Raw genomic sequence first — 26,943 nt, 5'->3', positions numbered from 1 at the left:
CCGGTAGCGTGGCCGAGTACCAACCCCGGGAGGACTCATGACTGAATTGCTGCCCCGTCACGGCCTCGGCTTCCTGGTCGTCGGCGGTCCCACCGTGGTCATCGACGTTGCCGGCCTGCGCCTGGTGCTCGACCCCACCTTCGACCCGCCCACCGACTACGGTGCCCTGCGCAAGACCCGCGGCCCGGCAGTGGAGGCGCAGGCACTCGCGGACGTCGACGTGGTGCTGGTCAGCCACGCCGACCATGCGGACAATCTCGACGTCTCCGGACGCGCCTTCGCCCTGGCTGCGCCGCGGCTGCTCACCAACCCCGGCTCGGCCCGCCAGCTCGGGGCGGGTGCCGAGGGCCTGGCCCCCTGGCAGTCCGCCTCGGTGGGCGACGGCGTCACCGTCACCGCCGTGCCCGCTCAGCACGGTCCTGCCGACGGTGAGACAGACGCCGCCGGATTCGTCAACTGCGAGGTCACCGGCTTCGTCATCCAGGCCCCCGGCACCACCATCTACTGCACCGGAGACAACGCCTCCCTGGAGCTGATCACCCGGGTCAAGGAGCGCTTGGGCGGCATTGACCACGCGGTGCTCAACGCAGGCCGGGCGACTGTGCCCGCGAAGCTTTCGGGCCGGCCATTGAGCCTTACCGCTGAGCGGGCCGGCGCAGCCGCACAGGTGCTCGGTGCGCCGCACGTCGTCGTCGTCCACCAGACCGGCTGGGAGCACTTCGCCGACGGGCCGGGAGCCACCCTGCGCGCATTCCGTGACGCCGGCATCCTGGACCGCCTGGACCGGACCCCCGAGGGCGAGTGGAGCATTTGCGGCGCACCACCCCGCCTCCGGAATAACCACCGAGATCGGTAGTTGTTACGTGCCGAGGTCGGTAGTTGTTACGTGCTGAGGTCGGTAGATATGACCGTCGGGACCAATCATCTAGGCTTGCTCGGGTTCGTCTTCGAGCAGGAAGCGGGAACAGGAGCACATGAGCAGCGAGCAGCAGCAGGATCGGCACACCCACGCCGGTGAGGAGACGGGGACTCACCCGGGTGCCGCCTTCGGCATCCCCGCCGGAGCGGAGGGCGAGGACGTCGTCGACGCCGTCTATGGACCCGGAGGAACATTCTCCGGCATCGACCCCGACCTGCTGCCCTACCTGGAGGCCGCAGACTCACCCGCGGGCGAGTCCCCGGCCCAGGCCGCCGAGGAGGACGCCGCTGCCGGCCACAGCAGGGAGCGGGACGAGGCTGAGGACCTGGCCGCCCTGCGCGAGCTGGTCGCCGCCAACATGGTGCCCGGCGGCGACCTCGACCGTCTGGATGCCCTTCTCGCTGAAGTGGACGCCGATGACAGCGACGACTGGGAGGACTGGGAGCCGGTTCTGCCCGACGCCGAGACCGAAGCGGCGGACGGTGACGACCGGCACCGCGCGGAACTGGCCGCGGCCGCGCACGCCGTCGAGGTGTCTGCCCGTATGCGGCAGGTAGAGGCGGAGATCCTCTCCCGCGCCCCGGAGCACCAGGTGCAGCCCTCACTGGAGCGCGTCGCAGCCGTGCTCGACATCCTGGGGAATCCCGAACGCAGCTACCGGATCGTGCATGTGGCCGGCACTAACGGCAAGACCTCCACAGCCCGTATGACCGAGCGGCTGCTTGCGGCAACGGGCATGCGCACCGGACGCTTCACCAGTCCGCACCTGGCCACGATCCGCGAGCGCATCGCCCTTGGCGGCGAGCCCATCAGCGAGGAGGACTTCATCGCCGCCTGGGAGGATGTCGCCCCCTACATCGAGATGGTCGACGCCCGTTCCCAGGCCGACGGCGGTCCGCGGCTGAGCTTCTTCGAAGTGCTCACGGTTATGGCACTGGCGGCATTCGCGGACCATCCGGTCGACGTGGCGGTGATCGAGGTCGGCATGGGCGGCACCTGGGACTCCACCAACGTTGTGCCCGGTGATGTCGAGGTCATCACCTCGATCGGACTCGACCACGGCACCTGGCTCGGCACCACCTTGGCGGAGGTCGCGGCCAACAAGGCCGGCATCATCAAGGACGGATCCACGCTGATCACGGCCGCGCAGCCGGAGGCGGTGCAGGCGGTGATCGCTGACGCGGCCCGCGCCCATCAGGTCCTGTGGCGGCGTGAGCTCGATGCGGAGGAGGACCCCGACGCCCCCGGTGCCGGCGTGCTGCGGGTGCTCGACCGCTCCCTGGGTGTCGGGGGCCAGATGGTCACGCTTGCAACGGCCGCCGCCGTGTACGAGGACGTGTTCGTTCCCCTTCACGGCGAGTATCAGGCGCATAACGCCCTGCTGGCACTGGCCGCCGCGGAGGCGGTCTTCGGTGGCAGGCAGCTTCCGGCGAAGGTCGTCGAGGACGGTTTCGCATCCGTCACCAGCCCTGGTCGCCTGGAGGTGCTGCGTACCAGCCCGACGGTGATCGTCGACGCCGGGCACAACCCTCACGGTGTTACCGCCCTGGCGGACGCCGTGGAGGAGGCCTTTGGCTTCCAGCACCTGGTCGCCGTCGTCGGGTTGATGAAGGACAAGGACGCCGAGGGCATCCTGTCCGTCCTGGAGCCGGCCTGTGATGCGGTGGTGTGCGTGCCCATTGATTCCCCACGGGCCATGGACGCCGAGGACCTGGGTGTAGTGGCGCGAGAGGTATTCGGTGCCGACCGGGTGGTGGTCGCACCGACGCTGCTGGCTGGAACGGAGCAGGCGGTGAACATGTCCGAGGGATTCGATGCGCCTCTGACCGCCTCGGGTGTGCTCATCATCGGCTCGGTAGTGCTGGCTGCGCAGGCGCGTGCGCTGTTCGGCAAGCCCTGACCCTTCAGGCCGGAACTCAGGTCATGCCGAGACCGGTCGATAAGGCGGTCGCGTGACCGCGACATTCGTTTAGACTCTGCCGGGCGGCATTGCACGAGATGTGCCCGTGGGGCCGCCGTAGCCCGCTAAACGGAAGGAACATCATGACCGACGCTCCCGAACGCATCCTCGTCCTGCTCAAGCCAGATGCCGTGGAGCGGCACCTGGTTGGTGAGATTCTGCGACGTATCGAGGCCAAGGGCTACGACCTCATCGCTCTGAAGCTGGTGGCACCCACTGCTGAGATCCTGGCCGCCCACTACGCCGAGCACGTTGACAAGCCCTTCTATCCCGGGGTCGTGGAGTACATGACCCGGGGGCCCGTCGTCGCCGTCGTCGTCGAGGGCGAGCGCGCGGTGGAGGGGGTGCGCTCACTGATGGGAGCGACCGACCCGACTACGGCGGCGCCTGGAACCATCCGCGGCGATCTCGGACGCGACTGGGGCACGAGCGCCATCCAGAACCTGGTGCACGGCTCGGACTCGCCGGCATCCGCCGAGCGTGAGATCGCGATCTGGTTCCCCGAGCTGGTGAACTGAACCGAGCTGCTGAAGCAGCGATAAAGCATGTGGGGCCGCCACCACACTGGTGCGGCCCCACATGCCGTTCAGACCGACCTCGGTACGTAAGATCTACCGACCTCGGTACGTAAGATCTACCGACCTCGGTACGTAAGATCTACCGACCTCGATACGTAAGATCTACCGACCTCGATACGTAAGATCTACCGACCTCGGCGGGGGAGCGAGGCGCTGCTGTCAGGCGGGGTGGCGGAACAGGACCTCCTTGAGCGGTACCCGGGCACCCGTGCGAGTGACCGCCCGCGTGTACACCTTCGCCGCCAGCCACACGAAGGCCGGGATGAACACCAGGGTGATCGCCATCGCCGTGAGCTGCTCGCCCCAGGAGGACACGCCGAGTACTAGTCGGGCCGGCATCAGGAAGGGCGCGAAGGGCGGCAGGTAGGACAACACCCGGTACAGCAGCGAGGACGGATCGCCCAACGCCATCACGAAAGACAGTATGTACGGGATCATGAGCGTCATGGTCAGGGGCATGACCACGGTGGCGACGTCCTCCTGGCGGCTGACCAGTGCCCCTGCGGCCGCGTAACCGACCGCGTAGATCGCGTAGCCCACGATCATCCAGACGACCATGGCGATCAGCGCGGTATCAATGTCGACGGCGCCGTCGGGCAGCACGCCGCTCAGCTTGGCTGTGATTCCGGTGACCACACCGATCAGGCCGTAGGAGACCAGCACGGCGGTGCCGGTGCCGAGGATCTTGCCCGCCAGCAGGGAGGTGGGGCGTACACAGGCCAGCAGGATCTCCACGATGCGGCTGGACTTCTCCTCCACCACGCCCATGGCGATCGTCTGCCCGCCGCCCATGACGACGACGAACAGCAGGATGTCGATGATCAGCAGCACGGTGTAGCGGGCACCGAAGTTCTCGCCGTCGCGGTCGGGTGGGTCGAGGGCCTCAACCTGGGGCGCGGCATCGGCCAGCGATGCCGCCACCTGGGTGGGGTCGCCGCCCAGGGCGGTGATCTGCTCGGACAGGGCCGACTGCTGAAGCACGTTGGTGACGGCGGCGAGCACCGCCTGGTCGACGTTGTCCTCCTCGGTCACTTTCAGCGCGGGGGAGGGGCCGGTCAGGTCGAGCACCATGTCCACGTCGCCGTCGTCGGTGGTGATGCCGAGGGCCGCCTCGACGTCGGTGCCCGAGACGTCGGTGACGGTGACGGGTACGCCGTTGGTGCCGGTGACCTGTTCCAGGGCGGGTGTGAGCGCGGTGGCGGTCGCCGCGTCCGGCGCGGATACGCCCAGCCGGTAGGGCTCGTCCTCGCCGCCCGTCAGGTGGGCGACCACGAGGATGCCGCCGACGGCGAGGACCAGCATGATTAGCGTGGAGATCACCGCCGAGCGCTTGAACAACTGGGTGCGCAGCTCGCGGCCGGCTACCAGGCGGATCTCCTGGGAACGGGAGATGGTGGTGCTGGAGTGTTCGGGGGCGGGCACGGCTCAGGCCTCCTGTCCGGTCGTGGGGGCGGGGGATGTGGCGGGGGCGGCGAGTGCCTCGCGGAAGACCTCGGTGAGCGGACGGGCGACGGGGCCGAGCTCGCGCAGCCGTCCCAGGTGCTGGGCCGCCTCCAACAACCGCTGTTCGTCGGGGCCGCCGGCCATGACGGTCACCCGCGCGCCCGCGGCAATGGGCTCGGCGCTCGCCTCCACCCCGGGGGCTCCGGCCAGCATGGCGCGGGCGGCGCCGACGGCGGCCTCGGGCTCGCCCGCGACCTCGACGACGGCGCGCCAGCGCGGCTCGGCGCCCGCCTGCAGCTCGGCCACGGTGCCGTCGGCAACCAGCCGGCCCTCCCGGATGATGACCACGCGGTCGCACAGCCGCTGCACGACGTCGAGCTGGTGGGAGGAGAACAGCGTGGGCACCCCGGCCGCGGCCCGCTCGCGCAGCACCTGGCTCATCACGTCCACCGCCACCGGGTCCAGGCCGGAGAAGGGCTCGTCCAGGATCAGCAGGTCGGGGTCGGAGACCAGGGCGGCCGCCAGCTGGACGCGCTGCTGGTTGCCCAGGGAGAGCTTCTGCACCTCATCGTCGCGGCGGGCGGCGATGTCCAGCCGCTCGGTCCACTGCTCGCTCGCGCGCCGGGCGGCCGCGGCCGCCACCCCGTGCAGGCGGGCCAGGTAGGTCAGCTGCTCACCGACCTTCATCTTCGGGTACAGGCCCCGCTCCTCGGGCATGTAGCCGATGCGACGCCGCTCGGCGGCACCCACCGGCACGCCGTCCCAGGTCACGGAGCCGGCGTCGGCGGTCAGCACCCCCATGACGATGCGCATAGTGGTGGACTTGCCGGCGCCGTTGGCGCCCACGAAGCCCACGATCTCGCCGTCACCCAGGCGCAGGGACAGGTCGTCGAGAGCCCGCAGGCTCCCAAAGCGTTTGGACAGGTTGGCGATGTCTAGCAAGAGGGCTCCAATCGTGATCGGCCGCGTTAAGTCTGCTTGACTTGTGAAGCGTGCTTCCTCGCGCCGGAAATGTCAAGTATGCTTTCCGGCGTGTCCGCCGTGAGCGGTCCGGTCCTGCCCGTGATTGGTGCGTCGCGCTTAACGGCGCTCGCTTGGCGTTGGCAGCGCCCGACCCCGGCAGCCACCACCGCGGCGAGTGAACTCGGCGCGGGACTTGTGCTGAACACGGTGAATGCTGCGGCACGGGGCGGCCCGGCTGGTTTCGGCTGGCTTCCGGCTTTCCCGCTATCGTTGGCGTGTGCACCTGAAGACGTTGACGATGAAGGGGTTCAAGTCCTTCGCCTCGTCAACCACCCTGCGCCTGGAGCCGGGCATCACCGCCGTGGTGGGCCCGAACGGCTCGGGCAAGTCCAATGTGGTGGACGCCCTGACCTGGGTGATGGGGGAGCAGGGTGCCAAGAACCTGCGCGGCGGCTCCATGGCCGACGTCATCTTCGCCGGCGCCGGCTCCCGCCCCGCGCTCGGCCGCGCCGAGGTCTCCCTGACGATCGACAACGCCGATGGCGCCCTGCCGATCGACTACAGCGAGGTGACCATCACCCGCACCCTGTTCCGCGGCGGCGGCAGCGAGTACCAGATCAACGGCGCCACCTGCCGCCTGCTGGACGTGCAGGAGCTCCTTTCCGATACCGGCATGGGCCGGCAGATGCACGTGGTGGTCGGCCAGGGGCAGCTCGACGCCGTCCTCACCGCCACCCCGGAGGAGCGGCGCGGCTTCATCGAGGAGGCCGCCGGCGTCCTCAAGCACCGGCGGCGCAAGGAACGGGCCCTGCGCAAACTCGACTCCATGGCGGCGGACCTGACTCGGCTGACCGACCTTACCGCCGAGCTGCACCGCCAGCTCGGCCCGCTGGCTCGGCAGGCCGCCGTCGCCCGGCGCGCCCACGTCATCCAGGCGGAGGTCCGTGACGCCACCGCCCGGCTCCTGGCCGACGACGTCGTCCAGGTTCAGTCCCTGCTTGAGGCCGGCGAGGAGGATCAGGCCCGTCTGGCCGGCCGACGTGCCGCGCTGGAGGAGTCCGAGCGGGTCGCCCGCGCCAGGCTTGAGGAGCTGACCGCCGTGGAGGCCACCTCCGGGCAGCGCCTGGCCCGCGCCACCGCCACCTGGGAGGAGCTCACCGCGGCCGCCCAGTCCCTGGCCGCCCTTGCGGACGTGGCCGCTGAGCGGGTGCGCGGCCTGGCAAACGCCCCCAGGCCCGCCAGCGGCACGGACCCGGAGGAGCTGGAGCGCCGGGCGCGCGAGGCCGCAGCGGAGGAGGAGGAGCTCGCCGCGGCCATTGAGTCCGCCGGCGCCGCCCTGGTGGAGGCCACCCAGAAGCGGGTCGACGCCGAGGCCGCCGCGGCTGCCTCCGAGCAGCGGCTGACGGCCCTGCAGTCCCAACGTGCGGAGCACCGGGAGCTGCTGGCCCGCGCCGGCGGCCGCCTGGCTTCTGCCCGCTCCCGCCATGAGGCCGCCCGAGCGGCAGTAGAGCAGGCGCGCACCGGCCTGGAGGCCGCGCAGGCACGCGCATCCGAGGCGGCTCACGCCCTGGCGCAGGCCACGACCAAGGACGCAGATCGGCCCGGGGCGCCAGGAGACGCCGGCCACCCCGACGCCTCCGTCGACGAGCAGGCCAGTGCCGCCGCCGCGCACGAGGCCGCCACGGCCGCGCTGAACGCGGCCCGCGATGCCGTGTCCGCCGCGAACGACACTCGTCGCGAGGCCGCCGCCGAGCTGGCCACCTGGACCGCTCGCCGCGACGCCCTCGCCCTGTCCCTGCGCGCTCAGGACGCCACCGCCGAACTGGCACAAGCCGGCCTGCCCGGCATCCTCGGCCCGCTCGCCCGCGCGGTCACGGTGACCCCCGGCTGGGAGAACGCCCTGGCCGCACTGCTCGGAGAGCTGGCCGGAGCTGCGATCGTCGCCGACACCGCTGCCGCCGTCGCCGCCCTCACCCGCGCCCGCAGCCAGGAGGACGGGGGCCTGCGGCTGGTCATCCAAGGCGGCGACGACGGCGATGCCGCCGACCCCGTCGCGCCGGCGGCCGGGACTGCCGTCGGCCCACCCGGTGTGCCCGCCGGTGCACAGTCGGCGCCCGGGCTCATCACCGCCGAATCCCCGGCGCTGACCCGCACTCTGAACGTGCTGCTGGCCGACGCCTGGGTGGTTCCCGACCTGCCGACCGCCCGGACACTGCGTGAGGCCGTGCCCGGCGCGGTCGTCGCCACCCGCGACGGCGACGTGCTCGCCCCCACCTGGGCCACCGGTGCCGGTGAGGGCGTCTCCTCCGTGCTCGCTCTTGCCGCAGCCCATGAGGAGGCGGCCGCCCGGGCGACGGCGGCGGTCACGGCGGAGCAACAGGCAGACGCGGCCCTGAGCGCGGCCCGCCAAGCGGAGGCCACCGCCCGCAACGCCGTTGCCGAGGCGCTGACGAGGCTGCGTGCCGCCGACGCCGAGGCCGCCCGTGTGGCGGAGGAACTGGCGCGCCTGAACTCCGCCGCCCGTGCCGCCGAGGAGGAGGCCGGACGGGCTCGCCGAGTCCTGGAACGCGCCGAGGCGGAGGCGGCCCAGCGCACCGCGGAGCTCGCCTCGGCCCAGGCCGCCTTGACAGAGTTGGAGAGCCGCCCGCTGACCGTCGGCCCCGCCGACGATAACGGGGACGGCCCCGCATCGCGCGCGGATGCGAGCGCGAATGCGGGCCCGGGCACGGGTGGTGCCCGGGAAGTGGACATTGACGCCGCCATCGATGCCGCCCGCGCAGTCCGTGAGGCCGCCTCCCGGGCCGCAACGGCCGCCCGCGCGGACGAGACGGAGGCCCGCCTGGCGTTGCGCACCGCGGAGGAGAGGGAGCGCGGCGTGCGCGGCCGCGCCGACTCGCTGCGTGCCGCAGCCCGCCGCGAGCGTCAGCAGCGCGCCGCCGCCGAGCGCGCCGAACAGGTGCGCGCCGCCCGGATGCGGACCGCGGCACAGGTGCGCGACCAGTCCCGTACCGCAGCCGACACCGCCCGCACCTGGGTGGAACAGGCCCAGGGCGAGCGCGCCCGCATTGAGGTCGAGCGTGCCGATGCCGCCGCCGCGGCCGCCGATGTGCGCAAGCAGCTCGACGCCCTGGCCGGTGAGATGGGCGCCCTGTCCGATGCGGCCCACCGCGATGAGATCGCGCGCGCCGAGCAGAGCATGCGCCTGGAGAACCTGGCCGAGCGCGCCATGAACGAGCTCGGCCTGGAGCTGGACCCCTTGGTGGAGGAGTACGGGCCCCACATGCCCGTGCTGGAGGCGGTGGAGGAGACCACCGAGGCGGGCGCTGAGGAGGCTGCCGACGCCGAGGACGGGACGGTTCCGCCCCAGGTGCGCAGGGGCGGTCGTCCTTACGTGCGCGCCGAGCAGGAGCGGCGCCTGAAGCGCGCGAGCCGGGACCTGGCCCGCCTGGGCAAGGTCAATCCGCTTGCCCTGGAGGAGCATGCGGCCCTGGAGGAGCGTCACCGCTTCCTGGCCGAGCAGCTCGCCGATCTCAAGCAGTCCCGGGCGGACCTGCTGCGCATCGTTGAAGACGTGGATCAGCGAGTGCAGGAGGTGTTCACCCAGGCCTACGCGGATACGGCCCGCGAGTTCGCGATCGTCTTCGACCGGCTCTTCCCCGGTGGCGAGGGGCGTTTGGTGCTGACCGACCCCGACGACATGCTCACCACCGGCATCGACATCGAGGCCCGCCCCGCAGGCAAGAAGGTCAAGCGCCTGTCACTGCTGTCCGGCGGGGAGCGCTCGCTGGCCGCAGTTGCCCTGCTGGTGGCGATCTTCCGGGCCCGGCCCTCGCCCTTCTACGTCATGGACGAGGTGGAGGCGGCCCTGGACGACACCAATCTGGGGCGGCTGCTGGACATCTTCACCGAGCTGCGCGCCTCCAGCCAGCTGATCATCATCACCCACCAGAAGCGCACCATGGAGATCGCCGACGCCCTGTACGGCATCACCATGCGCGACGGCGTCACCCAGGCGGTCTCCCAGCGGCTCTCACCAGAAGCCCAGGGTGACGGGGGAGCGTAGGGGTGAACTGTGATGAACACGGCGCTGCCGGGTGGGCGACACGGCGCCCCGGCCTCGGCGGCACCGTGACGAACGGAAGGCAGAATAATGCCCATGGGCTCCATGATCCTCCCCCTCGCCGTCGTCCTCGTCGCCGCCCTGATTGTGCTCGGCCTGGTCGTCGCCGAGCGCTACCCGGTCGCCACCTGGCGTGACCGGCTGCGTGATCTGGCAGGGGTGGCCCGCGAGAAGGAGGAGCCGGTTACCGTGGTGCCGCAGGAGGCCCGGCTCGAGGACCTCATGACGCGGGACGACTCTGCCGTCTACGTCGGTACGGACTCCTTCTCCGGACTCGTGGACGTGGTCGAGAAGGCCATGGACACCGCCGAGGCCAAGGCGGCCGAGGTACGTCGCGGCAAGGACGCGGCCGCGGCCCGCCGCGGCCGCGAGACCGCGGTGCAGCACTACTGATGCCCGCAGCGTCGGGAGAAGCCGGGCCTGGCGGCGGGTAGACCGCCCCTTAGTCCCGTGGCGAAGCTCCCGCCGCGCAGTTGACGGCGATCAGGCATGATGGGGTCATGGATCCCTTGCTGATCGTCCTCATAGTCGTCGTCGTACTCGCCGTTGCCGGTGGGATCTGGTTCTATGCGGGGCGCAACCGCGGCGGTCAGGTGCCGCCGGAGGTCAGCGCCCACAAGCCCACCAGCGCCGACGACGTCCTGCTGACCCCGCCGCAGGAGGAGGCCACTGAGCCTCAGGTGGCGCCCGGAGGGCCGCCGCCGGAGGCGGCTGCCGCGCCGCAGCCCGCCGAGCAGGCCGCGCCCGCCACCCTGGAGCGCCCCGAGTCGATCCCCGGCCGCATGCAGCGCCTGCGCTCGCGCCTGGCCGGCGCCGGGGGCTTCGGACGAGCCATCCTGTCGGTCCTGTCCCGCGGTGACCTCACCGAGGCCGACTGGGAGGAGATTGAAGACACGCTGCTGACCTCTGACCTTGGCATTGAGGTGACCACCTCGCTGATGGAGGAACTGCGCACCCAGGCCAAGGTGCTGGACACCTCCGACCCCGCGGCCATCCGCGCCGTCCTGCGCGCGGAGCTGCTCGCGCTGGTGGACCCCTCCATGGACCGTTCCCTGAATCTCGCCAAGCCCACGCCTGCCGCAGGCTGGAACGACACCGACGGGGAGCCGGCCGCCGCCGTCCTCATGGTCGGGGTCAACGGCACCGGCAAGACCACTACCTGCGGGAAGCTGGCGCGCGTACTCGTCGCCGAGGACAAGAGCGTCGTCATGGGAGCGGCGGACACCTTCCGTGCCGCAGCCGCCGAGCAGCTGACGACTTGGGGCGAGCGCGTCGGCGTCGAGGTGGTTCGCTCCGAGCGCGAGGGCGCCGACCCCGCATCCGTCGCCTATGACGCCGCCCGCGCCGCCGCCCGGCAGGGAGTCGACGTGGTGGTGGTGGACACGGCCGGACGCCTGCAGAACAAGGCGGGGCTGATGGACGAGCTGGGCAAGATCAAGCGTGTCATGGAGAAGGTCGCCCCGGTCGGTGAGGTACTGCTGGTGCTGGATGCAACCACCGGGCAGAACGGCATGCGCCAGGCGCAGGTCTTCTCCGAGGCCGTCGGCATCACCGGGATCGTGCTGACCAAGCTGGACGGAACCGCCAAGGGCGGCATCGTCGTCACCGTGCAGAAGGAGCTCGGCGTGCCCGTCAAGCTGGTCGGCCTGGGGGAGGGCGCTGATGACCTGGCGCCCTTCGACCCGGAGGGCTTCGTCGACGCCCTGGTCGAATGACGCAGCCGCGTCGACGCAGTGATGTGCCGCTGATGTCACTGTGCGTGAGGGCCCGCACGTCCCCCGGGTGGGACGGCGCGGGCCCTCACCGCTATCCTGAAGCGTGCGCCGCGCCCGGCGTCGGCGCGCACAACCAGCCTGCCCCTCCAACCACTTGCGCCATCGCGCCAAGGAAGGACCCCGCGTGTTCGGCAACCTCTCCGACCGGCTCACCGCCTCGTTCAAGTCGCTGCGCGGCAAGGGCCGCCTGAGCGAAGCGGACGTTGACGCCACCGTCTCCGAGATCCGCCGCGCCCTCCTGGAGGCCGACGTCGCCCTGCCGGTGGTGCGCTCCTTCACCGCCGCCGTGCGGGAGAAGGCCAAGGACGCCGCCCGCTCACAGGCCCTGAACCCGGCCCAGCAGGTCATACGCATCGTCAACGACGAGCTCATCGAGGTGCTGGGGGGCGAGTCCCGCGAGCTCAACTGGGCGGATCGCGGACCCACCGTCATCATGCTCGCCGGCCTGCAGGGTGCTGGTAAGACCACGCTCGCGGGCAAGCTCGGCCGTTGGCTGAAGCGTGACCACAAGCGCACCCTCCTGGTGGCATCCGACCTGCAGCGCCCCAACGCCGTCACGCAGCTGAGCGTGGTGGCCGAGCGCGCCGGCGTGGACGTGTGGGCCCCCGAGCCGGGCAACGGCGTGGGCGACCCGGTTGCGGTGGCCCGCAGCGGCGTCGAGCAGGGCCGGGCCAAGGGCTACGACGTCGTCGTCATCGACACCGCCGGCCGCCTGGGCGTAGACGCGGAGATGATGGACCAGGCCATTCGTATCCGCGACGCAGTCTCGCCCCACGAGATCCTGTTCGTCCTGGACGCGATGGTCGGGCAGGACGCCGTCAACACCTCCGTGGCCTTCCGCGACGGCGTCGGCTTCACCGGCGTGGTGCTGTCCAAGCTCGACGGCGACGCCCGCGGTGGCGCCGCCCTCTCGGTGCGCGGGGTGACCGGCGCGCCCGTGCTGTTCTCCTCCACCGGTGAGGGGCTGGACGACTTCGAGCGCTTCCACGCCGACCGCATGGCCTCCCGCATCCTGGACATGGGTGACCTGCTCACCCTGATCGAGCAGGCCGAGCGGGCCTTCGATGAGAAGGAGGCCGAGGACGCCGCCGCCAAGCTCGCCTCTGGCACCTTCACCCTTGACGACTTCCTGGCTCAACTGCGCCAGATCCGCAAGATGGGGTCGATGAAGAAGCTGCTGGGCATGATGCCCGGCATGGGGCAGATGCGCGACGCCCTGGAGAACTTCGATGAACGCGAGGTCGACCGCATCGAGGCGATCGTCTGCTCCATGACGCCCGCGGAGCGCCGCGACCTGTCCATCCTCAACGGCTCGCGCCGCTCCCGCATCGCCAAGGGGTCCGGGACCACGGTGCAGGCCGTCAACGAGCTGGTCAACCGCTTCGAGGCCGCCAAGAAGATGATGGAGGCCATGGCGGCCGGTGGTCCGGGAGCCCTGGGCGGACCCGGCGGCATGCCCGGCATGGGCTCGCTGCCCTCGACGGGCAAGCGTGCCAAGGCTCGCCAGGCGCCCAAGGGCAAGAAGCGCAAGGGTGGCAAGAAGGGCCGCTCCGGCAACCCGGCCAAGGCCGCCCAGCAGGCGCGCGAGGCCGCTGCCGCCCGGGCGCAGAAGGCCACGGGCGCGGCAGAGGCTCCCGCCCCCGCCCCGGCCGGCTCCGCCTTCGGGCTGGGACAGCCCGCCGCTCCCGCCCCGGCGGCCGCCACCTACGGCATCATGCCCACTCAGGACAACGCGGCGCAGCAGTCGCAGCCCGGCGGCGACGAGGTCGCCGACGCCATGGCCGCCCTGCCGGAGGACCTGCGCCGCCACCTGGGCCTGGGCTGAGGGCGACGCCTGCGCTCACGACTCAGCTCGTCGGCGCGTAGGCGATGACCTCGGAGCCCACGAGCATGAGGATCAGGTCATCGGTAATGCGTGCCAGCGCATGGCCCTTGGAGCGATCTCGCGAGAACGCCGGGATCTGTGCCTGTCCTGAGCGCGTGTTGAAGACAACTGTCCACGTGATCTCGTCCCCTCGTGTCACAAGCAAAAGGCTGGAGCCGTCGCCGGTCACCGCCGACGCCCCCTGGTAGTAATCGGCGTCGAGGCGGCTGTCTATGAGCACGTCGGCGGGAAGCTCAACATCGGAGCCGTTCAGCGTGCATGTGGATGTGCTCTGGCACCGCAGGACCACATCCGCCCAATCGAAGTCTCCGTCGCGGTAGGCCGCACGCAGCTGGGCGAGCATCGGTAGCTGGTCGCCTGCGAGCATCACCGTGGGACGCTCATCGATGACGGGAAACTGCTCTCCCTCCTGGCCGTCGGCTGTAATCAGCGTGGCTTGGCGCTGGATTCCGGACAGTAGCATCCAGCCGTCGCGGGCCGGAATGAAGACGTAGGGGGTGTCGATTTCTGTGTCGGGCCACCTGCCGTGGATGGATCCGTCCGCCAACGACAGCACCGTGTATGCCCGGGCGCTTCTGGACTCGGTGTTCAGCCGTGCAAGTAGCGAGCCGGGCTGCGTGCTGCCGCCGGGAAGGTAGCCGAGGATTGGATCGAGCGACTCCTCCTTGTAGTTCTGCTTCCATCTTTGCGAGGGGGCGCCGCCATTCCAATCCCAGGCCGAGCAGGAGGAGCCCTCGGTAATCCTGTAGGAGCGTGCACAGCTAATGGCTAACTCCTCGCCGACGGTGACGACTGTGCCTACCTGATCGGCCCAGGGAGCCCGTGTCAGGTCGCCGGTAGACGGGTCGATCAGCAGGCCTCCGGCCACCAAGTAACCTCCCCACCACTGGCCGTAGCCGTGAAGGTAGATGCGGTTGACGGCCTCGCCGTCGACGTCGTCTCCGGAACGGGCCCAAAGGCGCTCCGCGCCCGTAGGGGTCAGGCGATAGCCGACGAGCCTTCCGGGCGTGTCCCGGGAACGGCTGGAGGCGATCACCAGGCAGTCTCCGGCGGAGAACGCCTGCCAGGACGGAGCGGTCAACACATCGCCCCAGCCGACATCCATACGCCACGTCTCCTCCCAGCCTGTCGGATCGGAGGGGGAGGCGAGGCTCGCCGTCGTCGAACATCCTGTATGGGCCGGTGGTTCGACCGTATGGTTCACACTCCGGAGCGTGGCGGACGCGGATGCGGTCGCCGTGGGTGCGCCCGCCGGGTCGACCCCTCCGCCGAGTACGCCGACGCACACGACGACAACCGCGGCTAAGACGATGACCCCGCTCGTCAGAGCCCGGAAGCGCCCGGCCGTATTCGGCGTGCGCGGCGTGCGCTCCAAGACTCTGCGCTGCGGCTCGCCGAAGCTGCGCGTCCTGGCGGCGGGGCCGTGCTGCACGTTGGCGGTGGAGCCCATCGACTTCGGAGGTGCCGCGGGTACCCCATTGGCGGTTGGGGGCTCGACCGGGCTGCGGCCTATCAGCTCACGCGGTGGCCGGATGGAGGAGGGCGCCCCGGGTGGCCGGATGCTGCGACGGGAGAACAGGCTCATGCCCCGAACATTACGGTACGGTCAACCGGGGTGGTGGGCAGTCTCGGAATTGGAAACCTGGACGGGTCGTGTCGTGTCCACTCCTCGTGCACGGGCCATCCGCAGCCGTTGCCTGCGGTAACCTCACACCCGCCCCGCCATCCCCGACGGACGGAAACCACCGTGTCCGCTGCACTCACCGACGCCCTGTCCAGCTTCGAGGGCTTTATCTCCGGCAACATCCTGGTCTGGATTCTGCTGGGCACCGGCCTGTACCTGACCGTACGCACGCGCGCCGTTCAGCTGCGCCTGTTCGTGCGCGCCGTCCGGCTGGTCGCGCACTCCCGCCACCAGCGCGGCTCCCTGTCCAGCTTCCAGGCCTTCGTGATCGGCCTGGGCGGGCGCGTGGGCACCGGCAACATCGCCGGCGTGGCCCTGGCCGTCACCCTCGGCGGCCCGGGCGCCCTGCTGTGGATGTGGGTGGTGGCGATCCTCGGTATGGCCACCAGCTTCGCCGAGTCGACCCTGGCCCAGGTGTTCAAGGTCCGTAACGTCGACGGCATCTTCCGGGGCGGTCCCGCCTACTACATGCAGCGCGGCATCGGCCGCGGCCTGGGGCGGGGCATGGGCGTGGTGTTCGCGGTCATGCTGGTGTTCTCCTACGGGCTCATCTTCCCGATGGTGCAGTCCAACACCATCGCCGTGACGCTGTCAGAGGCACACGGCGTGAGCACGCCGGTCACGGCAGTGGTGCTCATGGCGCTGACCGCTCCGATCCTCCTGGCCGGCATGCGAGTGGTGGCAAAGGTGACCGAGTGGCTCGTACCGCTGATGGCCCTGGCGTACCTGGTGGTGGTACTCGTGGTCATCGTCGTTTCCGTCGACCGGGTGCCCGGCGCCTTCGCGGATATCTTCGCCGGTGCCTTCAACCTGCGCTCCGGCCTGGCCGGCACCGGCGGCGGCTTCTTCGCCACCTTCCTCAACGGCACCAAGCGCGGCCTGTTCTCCAACGAGGCCGGCCAGGGGTCCTCCCCGAACGGCGCCGCCACGGCTGACGTCGCCCACCCCGTCACCCAGGGGCTCATCCAGGCGCTGGGCGTATGCGTGGACACGATCCTGATCTGCACCGCCACCGGACTGACCATCCTGCTGTCCTCTCCTGCGGTCTACACGCCGGGGAAGGAGCCGCAGTGGGCGGAGACCACCCTGGTCCAGCACGCCCTGGGCGACGCCGTGCCCGGCAACTGGGTCATCTGGTTCATGAGCTTCGTGGTGCTCACCTTCGCCTACTCCTCGGTGCTGGGATACTCCGCCTTCGCAGAGATCAATGTCAGCTACCTCGGCGGCGGTCGCCGCGCCGGCACGGTCCTGCGTCTGGCCATGACGGTCGCCACGGGGCTGGGCGCTCTGGCAGCCCTGGAGCTGGCCTGGGTGATGGCCGATGTGGCCTTGGCACTGATGACGATCCTGAACCTGGTGGCCGTGCTGTGGCTCTCGCGCTGGGTGCTGGCGGCGCTTGCGGACTACGATGCCCAGCGGCGCGACGGCGTGGCCGAGCCGGTGTTCGTAGCCCCGGGGAACCCCCTTCTGCCGGGCGAGCTCGGCGGCGACGTGTGGACCGCGGATCGTGCGGCCATGCGCCAGGAAAGCCTCCATGAGGAGATCTGAGCCCTGCCCCGCTGCCGGTGGATGCCTCCGGTGCGGAGCCGGACCGGGCGGCGGGCGCGCCCACACGCCCCGTGGGTGCCCGCGGGTGCTCTGTGGGCGATATCGCATGGATTCCGCGCGGCGCGGGCGCTGCACGGCTGGCACGCGGCGGCGTCGCTCTGGCAGAATGCACGGCTGTACTCGACCGTTCCCGGTCCCTCTCCCGGTGCGATCGCGTCTCGGCCTCAACCGGCCCCCGTTGCTGTAACCCCACCGGGAACCGGCATGGGCCAAACCATCGAGAACCAGGAGTTTCAACCAAGTGGCAGTCAAGATTCGCCTCAAGCGCCTCGGCAAGAAGTTCGCCCCCTTCTACCGGGTCGTCGTCGTCGATTCCCGCAAGAAGCGCGACGGACGCGTCATCGAGGAGATCGGCGTTTACGACCCGATGCAGGAGCCCTCGCTCATCCGCATCGACTCCGAGCGGGCCCAGTACTGGCTCGGTGTGGGCGCGCAGCCCTCGAACACCGTATTCAACCTGCTCAAGATCACCGGCGATTACCACACCTTCAAGGGCCTGACGGGCGTCAAGCCCCGGCTGAAGGTCAAGGACGTCGAGGCCGAGGCCGCCGCCAAGCAGGCCGCCGTCAAGGCCGTCGCGGACGACGCCGAGAAGCGCAAGGCCGATGCCGCCGTCGCACAGGCGAAGGCGGAGGCCGAGTCCCAGGCCGATGAGGCCGCCGAGGCCCCGGCCGAGGAGGCCTGACGTGCTCGCCGACGCACTTGAGCACCTCGTGCGCGGCATCGTCGACAACCCCGACGACGTCACCGTGACCGCCCGGACTCTGCGCCGCGGCGACCTGCTTGAGGTTCGGGTCAACCCCGACGACCTCGGGCGGGTGATCGGCCGCTCCGGCCGGACCGCGCGCGCACTGCGCACGGTCGTCGGCGCCCTGGCGGACTCGCCGGTGCGCGTGGACGTCGTCGACACCGACCGTCGCTGAGGAGCACGTCCCCAACAACAGCGGACGCCGCCGCCCGATCCCACCCCGGGATGCGGGCGGCGGCGTTTTCAACAGTGCCCGCCAACACAAGACCGCGGGGGGGATGGCGTGCGGGTGGGTTGTCGGCGCGGAGGTGTTGCATTTGGACCGGGTTGCCGGCGCGGACGTGTGTTTTGCCAGGCGGCGTGCGGTGGCCGAGTTTTTGCACGACCCGGGCGACGCTGCACGACCTTGGTGCGCGCTCCACGACCCCGGGGTGGTCGTGCAACAGGCACCAAGGTCGTGGAACGCGGCCCGAGGTCGTGCAGTATCACCCTCCTGCATCAAGCCGGGACCGGTACCCCACACAAACCATGACGAACTGACACGCACACTCGGCGCCTCCGCCTACTGCGAGCCTTTGTACCCTGGTGTGCGGGTATTTGCTGCACACCAGGGTACAAGCGCACGCAGCAGAGGGTGCCCGCGGTGCCGGCGCGCATGGCGTTCTGGCGGTGGTGGTGCCTGCGCTGGTGGTGCGCACGGTAGGTTGGGGCCGTGCTGCTTACTGTCGCTGTCATCGGACCCGCCCACGCGCTCAAGGGCGAGGTCCGCCTGGAAGTCCGCACCGATGACCCCGAGGGCCGACTCGCGCCGGGCAGCGTGCTGCCGGCTGAGCCCGCCACCGGTCCCGCCGCCTCCGGGCACCTTACCGTCTCCAGGCTGCGCTTCGACGGCTCCCGCTGGTTCGCCGCCTTCGCCGAGGCCCCCGACCGAACCGCCGCGGAGGCGCTGCGCGGCGTCAAACTGCTGGTTGAGACCGACGCCGAGGAGCCGGAGGACGACGCCTGGTACACCCACGAACTAGTTGGCATGACCGCCGTGCGGGTCCTGGACGACGGCTCCGAGCAGGTCCTGGGTGAGGTCACCGGCATGGAGCCCGGCGTGGCCCAGGACCGGCTGGTGGTGCGCACCCCCGACGGCCAGGAGGTCGCCGTCCCCTTCGTGGAGGAGCTGGTCCCTGAGGTCGAGCCCGAATCCGGCACGGTAGTCATAGATCCGCCCGGCGGCCTGTTCCCCGGGGTGGGCGAGGCGGAGGAGGATCGGTGACCCGGCCCGCCGCATCGCCCCCGTCGCCTGCCTGCGCCCCCGCGTCCCCGCCCCTGCGGCTGGACGTGGTCAGCATTTTTCCCGACTACCTGCGGGTACTGGAGCTGTCCCTGATAGGGCGCGCCGCCACGGACGGCGTACTGGACCTGCACGTGCACGACCTGCGTGACTGGACTCATGACCGCCACCGCACCGTGGATGACACCCCCATCGGCGGGGGAGCGGGCATGGTGATGAAGCCCGACGTGTGGGGCGCCGCCCTCGACGACGTCCTCGCCGCCCCCCTGCCCGCAGCGCCCGCCCCCGGGAACGTCAAGGATGCGCCTGCGCCCCCTCCCGGCGCCCGCCCCGCCGAGCCCCGCCGGGTCCTGGTGATCCCCACCCCGTCCGGCGACCTGTTCACCCAGCGCACTGCCGAGGACCTGGCCGGCGCGGCGCAGCTCGTCTTCGCCTGCGGACGCTACGAGGGCATCGACGCCCGGGTGGCCGAGTACTACGCCGCCCACGGCGTGGAGGTGCGTGAGGCCTCCATCGGCGACTACGTGCTCAACGGGGGTGAGGCCGCCGCACTGGTCATGATCGAGGCCATTGCGCGACTGCGTCCCGGAGTGCTGGGCAACCCCGACTCCATCGTGGAGGAGTCCCACACCGGCGCGGGCCTGCTGGAGTACCCCGTTTACACCCGGCCGGTCGCCTGGCGTGGGCATGACCTGTCCACGGAGCAGCCGGTGCTCCTGTCCGGTGACCACGCCCGCATCGCCCGCCACCGGCGCGATCAGGCCATCACCCGTACGGCCGTGCGCCGCCCCGACCTGGTGGCTGGCATCGACACCGCCCTCCTGGACGCCGGTGACCGCGTCGCCCTGGCCCGCAACGGCTGGGTGGCGCCTGCGGGCGGCAGCCACCCGGTACCGCTGGTGATTCGCCCGGCCCGGGAGCCTGACCTCGACGCGCTCGCGGACCTGGCTGCACGCACCTTCCCCGACGCCTGCCCGAGCTTCCTCACCGCCGATCAGGTCGCCGCCCACATCGCCGCCAACCTGTCCCCGCAGCGCCTGGCCACGTGGTTGGAGGACCCACGGGTGGTGCTGACGGTGGCGGAGCTTCCGGACGGCCTGCCCGCCCTCACCTGTGACGGCGCGGCGGCTGAGCCGCTTCCCCGCGGAGCCCTGGTCGGCTACAGCGCCGTGCTCGCCGAGCTCCCCGACGCCGACGGCGCGCTCCCGGTCGGCCTCGACCCGCGCCCGCGCGCCGTGACCGTCCCGGACGACGCCGATGGTGCCGGATTGGCCGCGGAGCTGTCCAAGGTGTACGTCGACGCCCGGCTGCGCGGCTCGGGGATCGCGGCAGTCCTGCTCGCCGAGGCCATTTGCGATGCAGACACCCTGGGCGCAACCGTCCTGTGGCTGGGCACCAACGACGCCAACAGGCGCGCCCAGAAGGCGTACCGGCGCGTCGGCTTCCGGCGGGCGGGTACCCGCACCTACGACGTCGGCGGGCAGCAGTGCCGCGACGTCGTCATGGTCGTGGATCCGCGCGGATCGCAGCAGGCGTGAAATCCGGCACGTGCACCGATTGCCCCTCCTGGCGGTGCGGGGCGTGTGGCAGACTGGACCGGCCTCGGGCCTCGAGCCGTCTCTGCCACTGGGGAGGCGGTCATGAGCAGGACCCGCAGGCGCCAGACCGCGGCATCCGCCTCCGGCCGGCACGCCGGTCGGGCGGGGCCGCCCGTTTAACACTCGCTGACCAGTGGCACGGGTGTGGAGAGATAGCAATGACCAACCTGATCGACGAGATCAACGCCGCCTCCCTGCGTGACGACATCCCGAAGTTCCGGGCCGGTGACACCCTTCGGGTGCACGTGCGAGTCGTCGAGGGCTCCCGTACCCGTGTCCAGGTGTTCCAGGGCGTCGTCATCGCCCGCAAGGGCAGCGGCGTGTCGGAGACCTTCACGATCCGCAAGGTCTCCTTCGGCGTCGGTGTGGAGCGCACCTTCCCGGTGCACACGCCCACCATTGAGAAGATCGAGGTCGTCACCCGCGGTGACGTGCGTCGTGCCAAGCTGTACTACCTGCGCAACCTGCATGGCAAGGCAGCGAAGATCAAGGAGTACCGCGCCAACTGATGGCTCGTGCTTTCTCCGAGCCCTGGTGCCCGGGGCCTGCGGGTCCCGGGCACCAGCACACCTGCCCGCCCCGATCCTGAAACCTTCCATCCACTATTCGAGAGGGAAACGGTGACCTCACCGCAGGAAGACGCCGACGACCTGCCTGACGTCGGCACCACTGCTCCGGCAGCCTCCCTGGAAGACGACCCGGCCGCGGACGCCGGTGACTCAGCGGACGGCGCCGGTACCACCGATCTGCCGCCCTCCTACGAACCCGTGCGCCGCCCCACCCCGCTGGCGGCCCCCGCACGCGCCGACGCCCATTCCGCCGAGCCGCGCCGTCGTGGCTCGACCCTACTGATCGTGCTGGTGGTGCTGGTCATCGTCGCCCTGGTCAAGACCTTCGTGGTGCAGACCTTCGGCATCCCCTCCGGCTCCATGGAGGACACCCTGCGGGAGGGAGACCGGGTGGCCGTGACCATCTACGACGCCGACGACGTCGCCCGCGGTGACATCGTGGTCTTCAGCGACCCGGACAACTGGCTGACCGTCAGTGAGCCGACGGGTCTGAGAGGCGTCATCCAGGACACCTTGATCTTCCTCCACCTGCTTCCCGAGAACACCGGCCACTACCTGATCAAGCGCGTCATCGGCGTGGGCGGTGACCACATCGTCGCCGACGGCAGCGGCTCGCTGACTATCAACGGCGTCGAAGTGGACGAGCCCTACCTGAAGTCCGGGCGCTCCGCCTCGGATGTGGCCTTCGACGTCACCGTTCCCGACGGCTACGTGTGGGTGATGGGCGACAACCGCTCCAACTCGGCCGACTCGCGCTTCCACCAGAACGATGCCAATGGCGGATTCGTACCCCTGGATGACGTGGCCGGGATCGCCAAGGTAGTGCTGTGGCCGTACTCGCGCTGGTCCGCCCTTTCCGACGGCGGCGCCTTCGACGCCGTGCCCGACGCCGAGTCCACCGCCGACACCACCAGTACGGAGCCGTGACCGGCGCCCGGATCATCCCCGACCGCGGCATGGAGGAGCAGTTGCTGGCTCGCTACCCGCTGGTCGGCGGCATGGACGAGGTGGGGCGCGGCTCCCTGGCCGGGCCCGTCAGCGTGGGCCTCGCCGTCGTCTCCAGTGCCACCGACCCCGCATTCCCCACGGGACTGGCCGACTCCAAACAGCTCACGCCGCGCCGTCGGGAGGCGCTCGTCGAGCCCTGCCGCAGGTGGGTCACCGACTACGCCGTCGCCCACGCCGCCCCGGCGGAGATCGACGCCGTCGGCATCACCGGTGCACTACGACTGGCCGGGCAGCGGGCCCTGGCCGCTGTCGCCACTCGCGGCCACCTGCCCGGCGCCATCATCCTTGACGGCACCGTGAACTGGCTGCGCGAGCCGACGGCCTCCGCCGCCGAGGCGCCCGCGGGGCAGGCGGCTCCGGCCGAGGAAGCGCCCGCCGTGCAGCCCATCCCATCCGTGTACACCTCCGTCAAGGCGGACGCCCACTGCGCTGTAGTCGCAGCCGCCTCGGTGCTGGCCAAGGTGGAGCGTGACACGATCATGGCCGCCCTGCCCGATCCCGGGTACGACTGGGCGCGCAACAAGGGATACGCCTCGCCCGCGCACGTGGAGGCCCTGGCGCGGCTCGGCGCCTCCGACCTACACCGACGCTCCTGGCACCTGCCCGGACTCGACCGCTTCACTGCCCGGAGGCGGGCTGTGGCCGACGCGCCCGTTCTGCCTCCGGCTGGAAGGGACGCCCATTGGGCATGATGAACGGGTGAGTGCTGAAGATCTGGAGTCGTATGAGAACGACTTGGAGCTCGACCTGTACCGCGAGTACCGCGACGTCATCTCCCTGTTCTCCTATGTCGTCGAGACGGAGCGCCGCTTCTACCTGGCCAACGCCGTGGACGTGCAGGTACGCACCAATGGCGGTGAGGTGTTCTTCGAACTGACGCTTGAGGACGCCTGGGTGTGGGACATCTACCGCGCCAGTCGCTTCGTCAAGTCCGTGCACGTGGTCACCTTCAAGGACGTCAACGTCGAGGAACTTACCAAGCCGGAGATCGACATCCCCTCCTGACGCCGCCGCAGGCCTAGGGTCGCCCGCTGCGGCCCAGAACCTCGAACAGCTCCTGCGGGCCCCGCCTCTCGCCCGCATCCCGGCCCCGCCGAGGCGAGCGCGCCCGCCTCCGACTTGCGCGCTCGCGGCGAACGCGCTTGCAGGCGCTTGGTCAGGCGTGCCCAGGTGCTTGCCCAGGCGTGCTCGGGGGCGCGCCGGCTGCCCCGAGCACTCACCGGCGTCCACAGGCACCGTTCGTGCACCCCGCGTCCACAGAGCTCAAACGGCTCGCTGGCCCCGCCGCGACCCCACGGGCACGCTGGTGCCGGAGGTCAATCCCATGCAACCAGCACCACAAGCCGCCCAGTCCTCATCCGAGCACGGCGCCAGCACGACGACGAGTTCGTCGTCGCGCCCAACTGCCACCCCACCGCCTGCACCCGGCTTCGACGCCGCACCGCCTGCCCAGTCCCGCCGCCAGATCGGGCAGCGCGGGGAGGACATCGCCGCCCGCTACCTCAGTGATCTGGGGTGGCAGATCCTGGACCGTAATTGGCGGCCCGGCCCGGGGCTGCGCGGCGAGGTCGACCTGGTCGCCCTGCAACCGCAGCCGTCGGGACCCGGCGTACTGGTGATAGTGGAGGTCAAGACCCGCACCTCCGAGGTGGCGGGGCCGCCGGCCGCCGCAGTTGGCCCGCTGAAGCTGCTCCGGCTGCGGTCGCTCGCGGTGCCCTGCGCCGCAGCGCACCCAGTGCCCCATGCCGGCCTGCGCCTGGACGTGGTCTCAGTGCAGCTGCGCGCCGGCCGACCGGCCCTGCTGCGGCACCACCGGGGGGTGGGGGACTGATGGGACTGGCACGCACCCTCGCCGTCACCCTGACCGGGCTGGCCGGGCACCTCGTGGACGTCGAGGCGCACTCCGCGCACGGGCTGCCCGGGTTCACCCTCGTCGGCCTGCCGGACACGGCTGTGCGCGAGTCCCGTGAGCGCGTCCGCGCCGCCCTGTCCACCTGCGGCGTCACCTGGGGCGAGCACCGGCTCACGGTCAACCTCTCGCCGGCCGACCTGCCCAAGACCGGCACCGGTTTCGACCTGGCGCTGGCGCTCGCGGTCCTGGGCGCCCGCGGGCAACTGCCGGAGCGAGCCATCAACCACATGGCCCGCACCGTGTACATCGGAGAACTCGGACTGGACGGCACCGTCCACCCGGTGCGCGGCATCCTGCCCGCCGTGCGTGCTGCCGCCGATGCAGGAGTCACTGAGGTGGTGGTTGCTGCGGGTGCCGGCCGGGAGGCGGCGCTGGTTCCGGGTGTGGATGTCACGGCCGTCAGTCACATCGGGCAGCTGCTGGAACGCTATGGCGGGAAGCTTCCCGGCCGTGCCCGCGAGCTTATGCGCCGCGCGCACGCCGCGGCCGCCCACACGCCCCGCCCGGCCGCAGACCCGGGCCCGGCACGCCAGCCCGATCTGGCCGACGTCGTCGGGCAGACCCAGGCCCGCCACGCCCTGGAGGTGGCCGCCGCCGGCGGGCACCACCTGCTGCTGGTCGGCCCGCCCGGCGCCGGCAAGACCATGCTCGCCGAGCGCTTGCCCTCCATCCTGCCGCCCCTGAACCCCGACGACGCCGTCACCGTCACCTCCATCCACTCCCTGGCCGGCACCTTCAACGCCGACGTCGGCCTGCTCACCCGTCCGCCCCTGCGCGCACCCCACCACACCGCCACCCGGGCCGCGGTGGTGGGCGGCGGCACGGGCATGCCCCGCCCCGGCGACGTGTCGCTGGCGCACCGCGGGGTGCTGTTCCTGGACGAGGCCCCCGAGTTCTCCGCCGGGGTGCTCGACTGCCTGCGCCAGCCCCTGGAGTCCGGCGTGGTGACCATCGACCGGGTGGGCGGGCGCGCCACCTACCCGGCCGCCTTCCAACTGGTGCTAGCCGCCAACCCCTGCCCCTGCGGGCGCGCCACCGGCCGCGGACTGGAGTGCACCTGCACCTCCCTGCAGCGGCGCCGCTACTTCTCCCGCCTGTCCGGCCCCCTGCTGGACCGGGTCGACATCCAGGTGGAGGTTGGAGCCGTCACCGCCGACGACCTGGCCGCAGGTGCCGGAGGCGAGCCCAGCGCCGTTGTCGCCGCCCGCGTCGCCGAGGCGCGGGCACGGGCCGCCCGCCGCCTGGCCGACACTCCCTGGCGGATGATGGGGGAGGTGCCCGGGGGCTGGCTGCGCTCGCCCGCCTCCGGCATCGATCCCGCCCTGCTGACCCCGCTGATGACCGCCCTGGACCGCGGCGACCTGACCCTGCGGGGCGTGGACCGGGTGCTGCGACTGGCCTGGACCCTGGCCGACCTCGGCGCCCGCCCCGCGCCCACCCCGACCGACATCGGCGCCGCCCTGGCGCTGCGCACGAGAGGAGCCCGCCCATGACCCCGCCCACAACTGCCGCAGGATCCGGCGCTCACGCCGCCCGCCCGGACCCGCCGCCCGCCCCCGCCGCCGGCATCACTACTGGCGCCGACGGCGACGCCGAGGCCCTGGCCCGGGCCACCTGGTCGCGGCTGGCCGAGCCCGCCGACGCCCACGCCTGCGCCCTGGTCGGCCGTCTGGGCGCCACCGCAGCCCTGGACTGGCTCACCCATGAGGCGCTCGACGCTGAGGGCGCGCCCCGCCCTGCGCCCGCCCACCGCTGCCGCCCCGCGGGGACGTCGCTCGCGCCAGCGCCGACTGGGCCACCGCCGCCGCCCGTTGGGCGCCGCGCCTGCAAGGACTCGACATCCGCCGCGAACTGGATGTGTTGGAACGACTCGGCGGCAGCCTGCTGATCCCCACCGATGCATGGTGGCCGGCGGGACTGAACGACTTGGAGCGCCCGCCCCACTGCCTGTGGGTGCGGGGCGATCCGGCCCTGCTCGCCTCCCGCCGCAGCGCCGAGTCGGGCAGCAGTGAGAGCGACCCCGCGCCGCGCATGCGCGAGGACCTGGTGCCGGCCGGGCCCGGCGCCGGATGCGCGCTGGCACTGGTCGGGGCGCGCGCCTCCACCGACTACGGCGAGCACGTCGCCTTCGACCTGGCCAGCGGCCTGGCGGCGCGCGGCGTCGTGGTCATCTCCGGGGGCGCCTTCGGCATCGACGCCGTCGCCCACCGCGGCGCCCTGCGCACCGGCACTACCGTGTCCGTGTCCGCCGGGGGCGTGGATCGACTCTACCCGGCCGGCAACGCCGATGTGCTGGAGGAAGTGATCGCCGCCGGGGCGCTGGTCGCGGAGGTGCCGCCCGGCTGTCAGCCCGGCCGCCACCGCTTCCTGACCCGCAACCGGCTGATCGCCGCCATGAGCGACGCCACCGTGGTCGTCGAGGCCGCCTGGCGCTCCGGGGCCCTGTCCACCGCCCACCACGCCCTGGAGCTGGGGCGGCCGGTGGGGGCCGTGCCCGGGCCGGTCACCTCCATGGCGTCGGTGGGCTGCCACCGGCTGCTGCGGCAGGGGGTCGTCTGTGTCACCGACGCCGAAGAGGCCTTGGAACTGGTCGTACCCCTGGGGGCCACCGACCCCGACGCGGCCAAGGCCGCCGACCCAGCCAATGCCGGATCGGGTCTGCTGGATGGCCTGGACGCGCCCGCCGCCGCCGTAATGGATGCGCTGCCTGCACGGGCCGACGCCAGTGTGGAGTCGATTGTGCGCGCGGCGGGACTGACCGAACGCGAGACCATCGCCGCCCTGGGACTGTTGGAACTCGAAGGCCGGGTGGAGCGGCGGGGCGCCTCCTGGCGCCGCGCCCGCGCGCACCGGTGAGCTCGATGGCGGTTTGCGCCGCTGCCGTCCCGGTG

The 26,943-nt window shown here is 71.4% G+C and carries 23 protein-coding genes; 20 read left to right on the top strand and 3 right to left on the bottom strand.

Features of this window, described 5'->3' with window-relative positions:
* Positions 1-37 precede the first annotated feature (37 nt).
* The 3 genes from E4J16_RS08855 to ndk all read left to right on the top strand — a co-directional run bounded on the left by E4J16_RS08855 (position 38) and on the right by ndk (position 3,397).
* The gene (locus tag E4J16_RS08855; RefSeq protein ID WP_136313784.1) at positions 38-856 is read left to right on the top strand and encodes an MBL fold metallo-hydrolase; all 819 of its coding nucleotides are present in this window, start codon (positions 38-40) and stop codon (positions 854-856) included.
* Positions 857-974: 118 nt separating this feature from the next.
* Positions 975-2,819 (top strand): bifunctional folylpolyglutamate synthase/dihydrofolate synthase, encoded by a 1,845-nt coding sequence (locus E4J16_RS08850; RefSeq protein ID WP_136313783.1) that lies wholly within the window; start codon positions 975-977, stop codon positions 2,817-2,819.
* 143 nt (positions 2,820-2,962) lie between these two features.
* A complete protein-coding gene (ndk, locus tag E4J16_RS08845) occupies positions 2,963-3,397 on the top strand; it encodes a nucleoside-diphosphate kinase (protein ID WP_136192294.1) in 435 nt (144 codons plus the stop codon).
* A 219-nt stretch (positions 3,398-3,616) separates the two neighbouring features.
* On the opposite strand, the gene E4J16_RS08840 is transcribed toward ndk, so the two are convergent.
* Positions 3,617-4,879: an ABC transporter permease gene (locus E4J16_RS08840; RefSeq protein ID WP_136313782.1), complete on the bottom strand. Its 1,263-nt coding sequence runs from the start codon at positions 4,877-4,879 to the stop codon at positions 3,617-3,619.
* 3 nt (positions 4,880-4,882) lie between these two features.
* Positions 4,883-5,842 (bottom strand): ABC transporter ATP-binding protein, encoded by a 960-nt coding sequence (locus E4J16_RS08835; protein ID WP_136313781.1) that lies wholly within the window; start codon positions 5,840-5,842, stop codon positions 4,883-4,885.
* Between the two features lie 298 nt (positions 5,843-6,140).
* On the opposite strand from E4J16_RS08835, the gene E4J16_RS08830 reads away from it, so the two are divergent.
* The 4 genes from E4J16_RS08830 to ffh all read left to right on the top strand — a co-directional run bounded on the left by E4J16_RS08830 (position 6,141) and on the right by ffh (position 13,583).
* Positions 6,141-9,926, top strand: a complete 3,786-nt coding sequence (locus E4J16_RS08830) for a chromosome segregation SMC family protein (protein WP_136313780.1) — start codon at positions 6,141-6,143, stop codon at positions 9,924-9,926.
* A 93-nt stretch (positions 9,927-10,019) separates the two neighbouring features.
* Entirely contained in the window at positions 10,020-10,376 is a 357-nt protein-coding gene (locus tag E4J16_RS08825) for a hypothetical protein (RefSeq protein WP_136192290.1), read from the top strand.
* A 107-nt stretch (positions 10,377-10,483) separates the two neighbouring features.
* Positions 10,484-11,698 (top strand): signal recognition particle-docking protein FtsY, encoded by a 1,215-nt coding sequence (gene ftsY, locus E4J16_RS08820; protein WP_136313779.1) that lies wholly within the window; start codon positions 10,484-10,486, stop codon positions 11,696-11,698.
* A 184-nt stretch (positions 11,699-11,882) separates the two neighbouring features.
* Positions 11,883-13,583 (top strand): signal recognition particle protein, encoded by a 1,701-nt coding sequence (gene ffh, locus E4J16_RS08815; protein ID WP_136192288.1) that lies wholly within the window; start codon positions 11,883-11,885, stop codon positions 13,581-13,583.
* A gap of 22 nt (positions 13,584-13,605) precedes the next feature.
* Here the strand turns inward: ffh and E4J16_RS08810 are convergent, their stop codons facing one another.
* Positions 13,606-14,748 carry a hypothetical protein gene (locus tag E4J16_RS08810; protein WP_136313778.1) on the bottom strand — a complete coding sequence of 381 codons (1,143 nt, stop codon included), beginning with the start codon at positions 14,746-14,748 and terminating at the stop codon, positions 13,606-13,608.
* A gap of 642 nt (positions 14,749-15,390) precedes the next feature.
* Between E4J16_RS08810 and E4J16_RS08805 the strand changes: the two genes are divergently transcribed.
* The 13 genes from E4J16_RS08805 to E4J16_RS08750 all read left to right on the top strand — a co-directional run bounded on the left by E4J16_RS08805 (position 15,391) and on the right by E4J16_RS08750 (position 26,908).
* Complete coding sequence (locus tag E4J16_RS08805; protein ID WP_136313777.1) at positions 15,391-16,875, top strand: alanine/glycine:cation symporter family protein; 1,485 nt, start codon at positions 15,391-15,393, stop codon at positions 16,873-16,875.
* A gap of 301 nt (positions 16,876-17,176) precedes the next feature.
* Positions 17,177-17,620, top strand: a complete 444-nt coding sequence (rpsP, locus tag E4J16_RS08800) for a 30S ribosomal protein S16 (RefSeq protein ID WP_136192285.1) — start codon at positions 17,177-17,179, stop codon at positions 17,618-17,620.
* 1 nt (position 17,621) lies between these two features.
* Positions 17,622-17,858, top strand: coding sequence for an RNA-binding protein (locus E4J16_RS08795; protein WP_108967793.1), 237 nt, complete (start codon positions 17,622-17,624; stop codon positions 17,856-17,858).
* 537 nt (positions 17,859-18,395) lie between these two features.
* Positions 18,396-18,947 carry a ribosome maturation factor RimM gene (rimM, locus tag E4J16_RS08790; protein ID WP_136192284.1) on the top strand — a complete coding sequence of 184 codons (552 nt, stop codon included), beginning with the start codon at positions 18,396-18,398 and terminating at the stop codon, positions 18,945-18,947.
* A gap of 53 nt (positions 18,948-19,000) precedes the next feature.
* Positions 19,001-20,503: a tRNA (guanosine(37)-N1)-methyltransferase TrmD gene (trmD, locus tag E4J16_RS08785; RefSeq protein WP_136314644.1), complete on the top strand. Its 1,503-nt coding sequence runs from the start codon at positions 19,001-19,003 to the stop codon at positions 20,501-20,503.
* A 218-nt stretch (positions 20,504-20,721) separates the two neighbouring features.
* The gene (gene rplS / locus E4J16_RS08780) at positions 20,722-21,072 is read left to right on the top strand and encodes a 50S ribosomal protein L19 (protein ID WP_136192283.1); all 351 of its coding nucleotides are present in this window, start codon (positions 20,722-20,724) and stop codon (positions 21,070-21,072) included.
* 111 nt (positions 21,073-21,183) lie between these two features.
* Positions 21,184-22,059 (top strand): signal peptidase I, encoded by an 876-nt coding sequence (gene lepB, locus E4J16_RS08775; protein WP_240038090.1) that lies wholly within the window; start codon positions 21,184-21,186, stop codon positions 22,057-22,059.
* Between the two features lie 29 nt (positions 22,060-22,088).
* Positions 22,089-22,832, top strand: coding sequence for a ribonuclease HII (locus E4J16_RS08770; protein ID WP_136314643.1), 744 nt, complete (start codon positions 22,089-22,091; stop codon positions 22,830-22,832).
* Positions 22,833-22,839: 7 nt separating this feature from the next.
* Entirely contained in the window at positions 22,840-23,145 is a 306-nt protein-coding gene (locus E4J16_RS08765) for a DUF2469 domain-containing protein (protein WP_136192282.1), read from the top strand.
* A 319-nt stretch (positions 23,146-23,464) separates the two neighbouring features.
* Positions 23,465-23,971, top strand: coding sequence for a YraN family protein (locus E4J16_RS08760; protein WP_136192281.1), 507 nt, complete (start codon positions 23,465-23,467; stop codon positions 23,969-23,971).
* A complete protein-coding gene (locus E4J16_RS08755) occupies positions 23,971-25,545 on the top strand; it encodes a YifB family Mg chelatase-like AAA ATPase (protein WP_136313776.1) in 1,575 nt (524 codons plus the stop codon). The genes E4J16_RS08760 and E4J16_RS08755 overlap by 1 nt, the downstream gene beginning before the upstream one ends.
* Positions 25,542-25,940, top strand: a complete 399-nt coding sequence (locus E4J16_RS16250) for a hypothetical protein (RefSeq protein ID WP_420809308.1) — start codon at positions 25,542-25,544, stop codon at positions 25,938-25,940. The genes E4J16_RS08755 and E4J16_RS16250 overlap by 4 nt, the downstream gene beginning before the upstream one ends.
* On the top strand, positions 25,913-26,908 hold the full coding sequence (locus E4J16_RS08750; protein WP_420809307.1) for a DNA-processing protein DprA: 996 nt from the start codon (positions 25,913-25,915) through the stop codon (positions 26,906-26,908). Before E4J16_RS16250 ends, E4J16_RS08750 begins: the two co-directional genes overlap by 28 nt.
* The last annotated feature ends 35 nt before the right edge of the window (positions 26,909-26,943 follow it).

This window comes from Actinomyces procaprae (assembly GCF_004798665.1).
Lineage (GTDB): Bacteria > Actinomycetota > Actinomycetes > Actinomycetales > Actinomycetaceae > Actinomyces > Actinomyces procaprae.
Note: the sequence above shows the minus strand (reverse complement) of the source record. Positions and strands in the feature narration are given on the sequence as shown.

Coding starts and splice junctions, on each gene's coding strand:
- E4J16_RS08855 (WP_136313784.1), top strand. CDS start 38: ATGACTGAATTGCTGCCCCGTCACGGCCTCGGCTTCCTGGTCGTCGGC.
- E4J16_RS08850 (WP_136313783.1), top strand. CDS start 975: ATGAGCAGCGAGCAGCAGCAGGATCGGCACACCCACGCCGGTGAGGAG.
- ndk (WP_136192294.1), top strand. CDS start 2,963: ATGACCGACGCTCCCGAACGCATCCTCGTCCTGCTCAAGCCAGATGCC.
- E4J16_RS08825 (WP_136192290.1), top strand. CDS start 10,020: ATGGGCTCCATGATCCTCCCCCTCGCCGTCGTCCTCGTCGCCGCCCTG.
- ftsY (WP_136313779.1), top strand. CDS start 10,484: ATGGATCCCTTGCTGATCGTCCTCATAGTCGTCGTCGTACTCGCCGTT.
- E4J16_RS08810 (WP_136313778.1), bottom strand. CDS start 14,748: ATGGATGTCGGCTGGGGCGATGTGTTGACCGCTCCGTCCTGGCAGGCG.
- rplS (WP_136192283.1), top strand. CDS start 20,722: ATGACCAACCTGATCGACGAGATCAACGCCGCCTCCCTGCGTGACGAC.
- E4J16_RS08770 (WP_136314643.1), top strand. CDS start 22,089: ATGGAGGAGCAGTTGCTGGCTCGCTACCCGCTGGTCGGCGGCATGGAC.
- E4J16_RS08760 (WP_136192281.1), top strand. CDS start 23,465: ATGCAACCAGCACCACAAGCCGCCCAGTCCTCATCCGAGCACGGCGCC.
- E4J16_RS08755 (WP_136313776.1), top strand. CDS start 23,971: ATGGGACTGGCACGCACCCTCGCCGTCACCCTGACCGGGCTGGCCGGG.
- E4J16_RS16250 (WP_420809308.1), top strand. CDS start 25,542: ATGACCCCGCCCACAACTGCCGCAGGATCCGGCGCTCACGCCGCCCGC.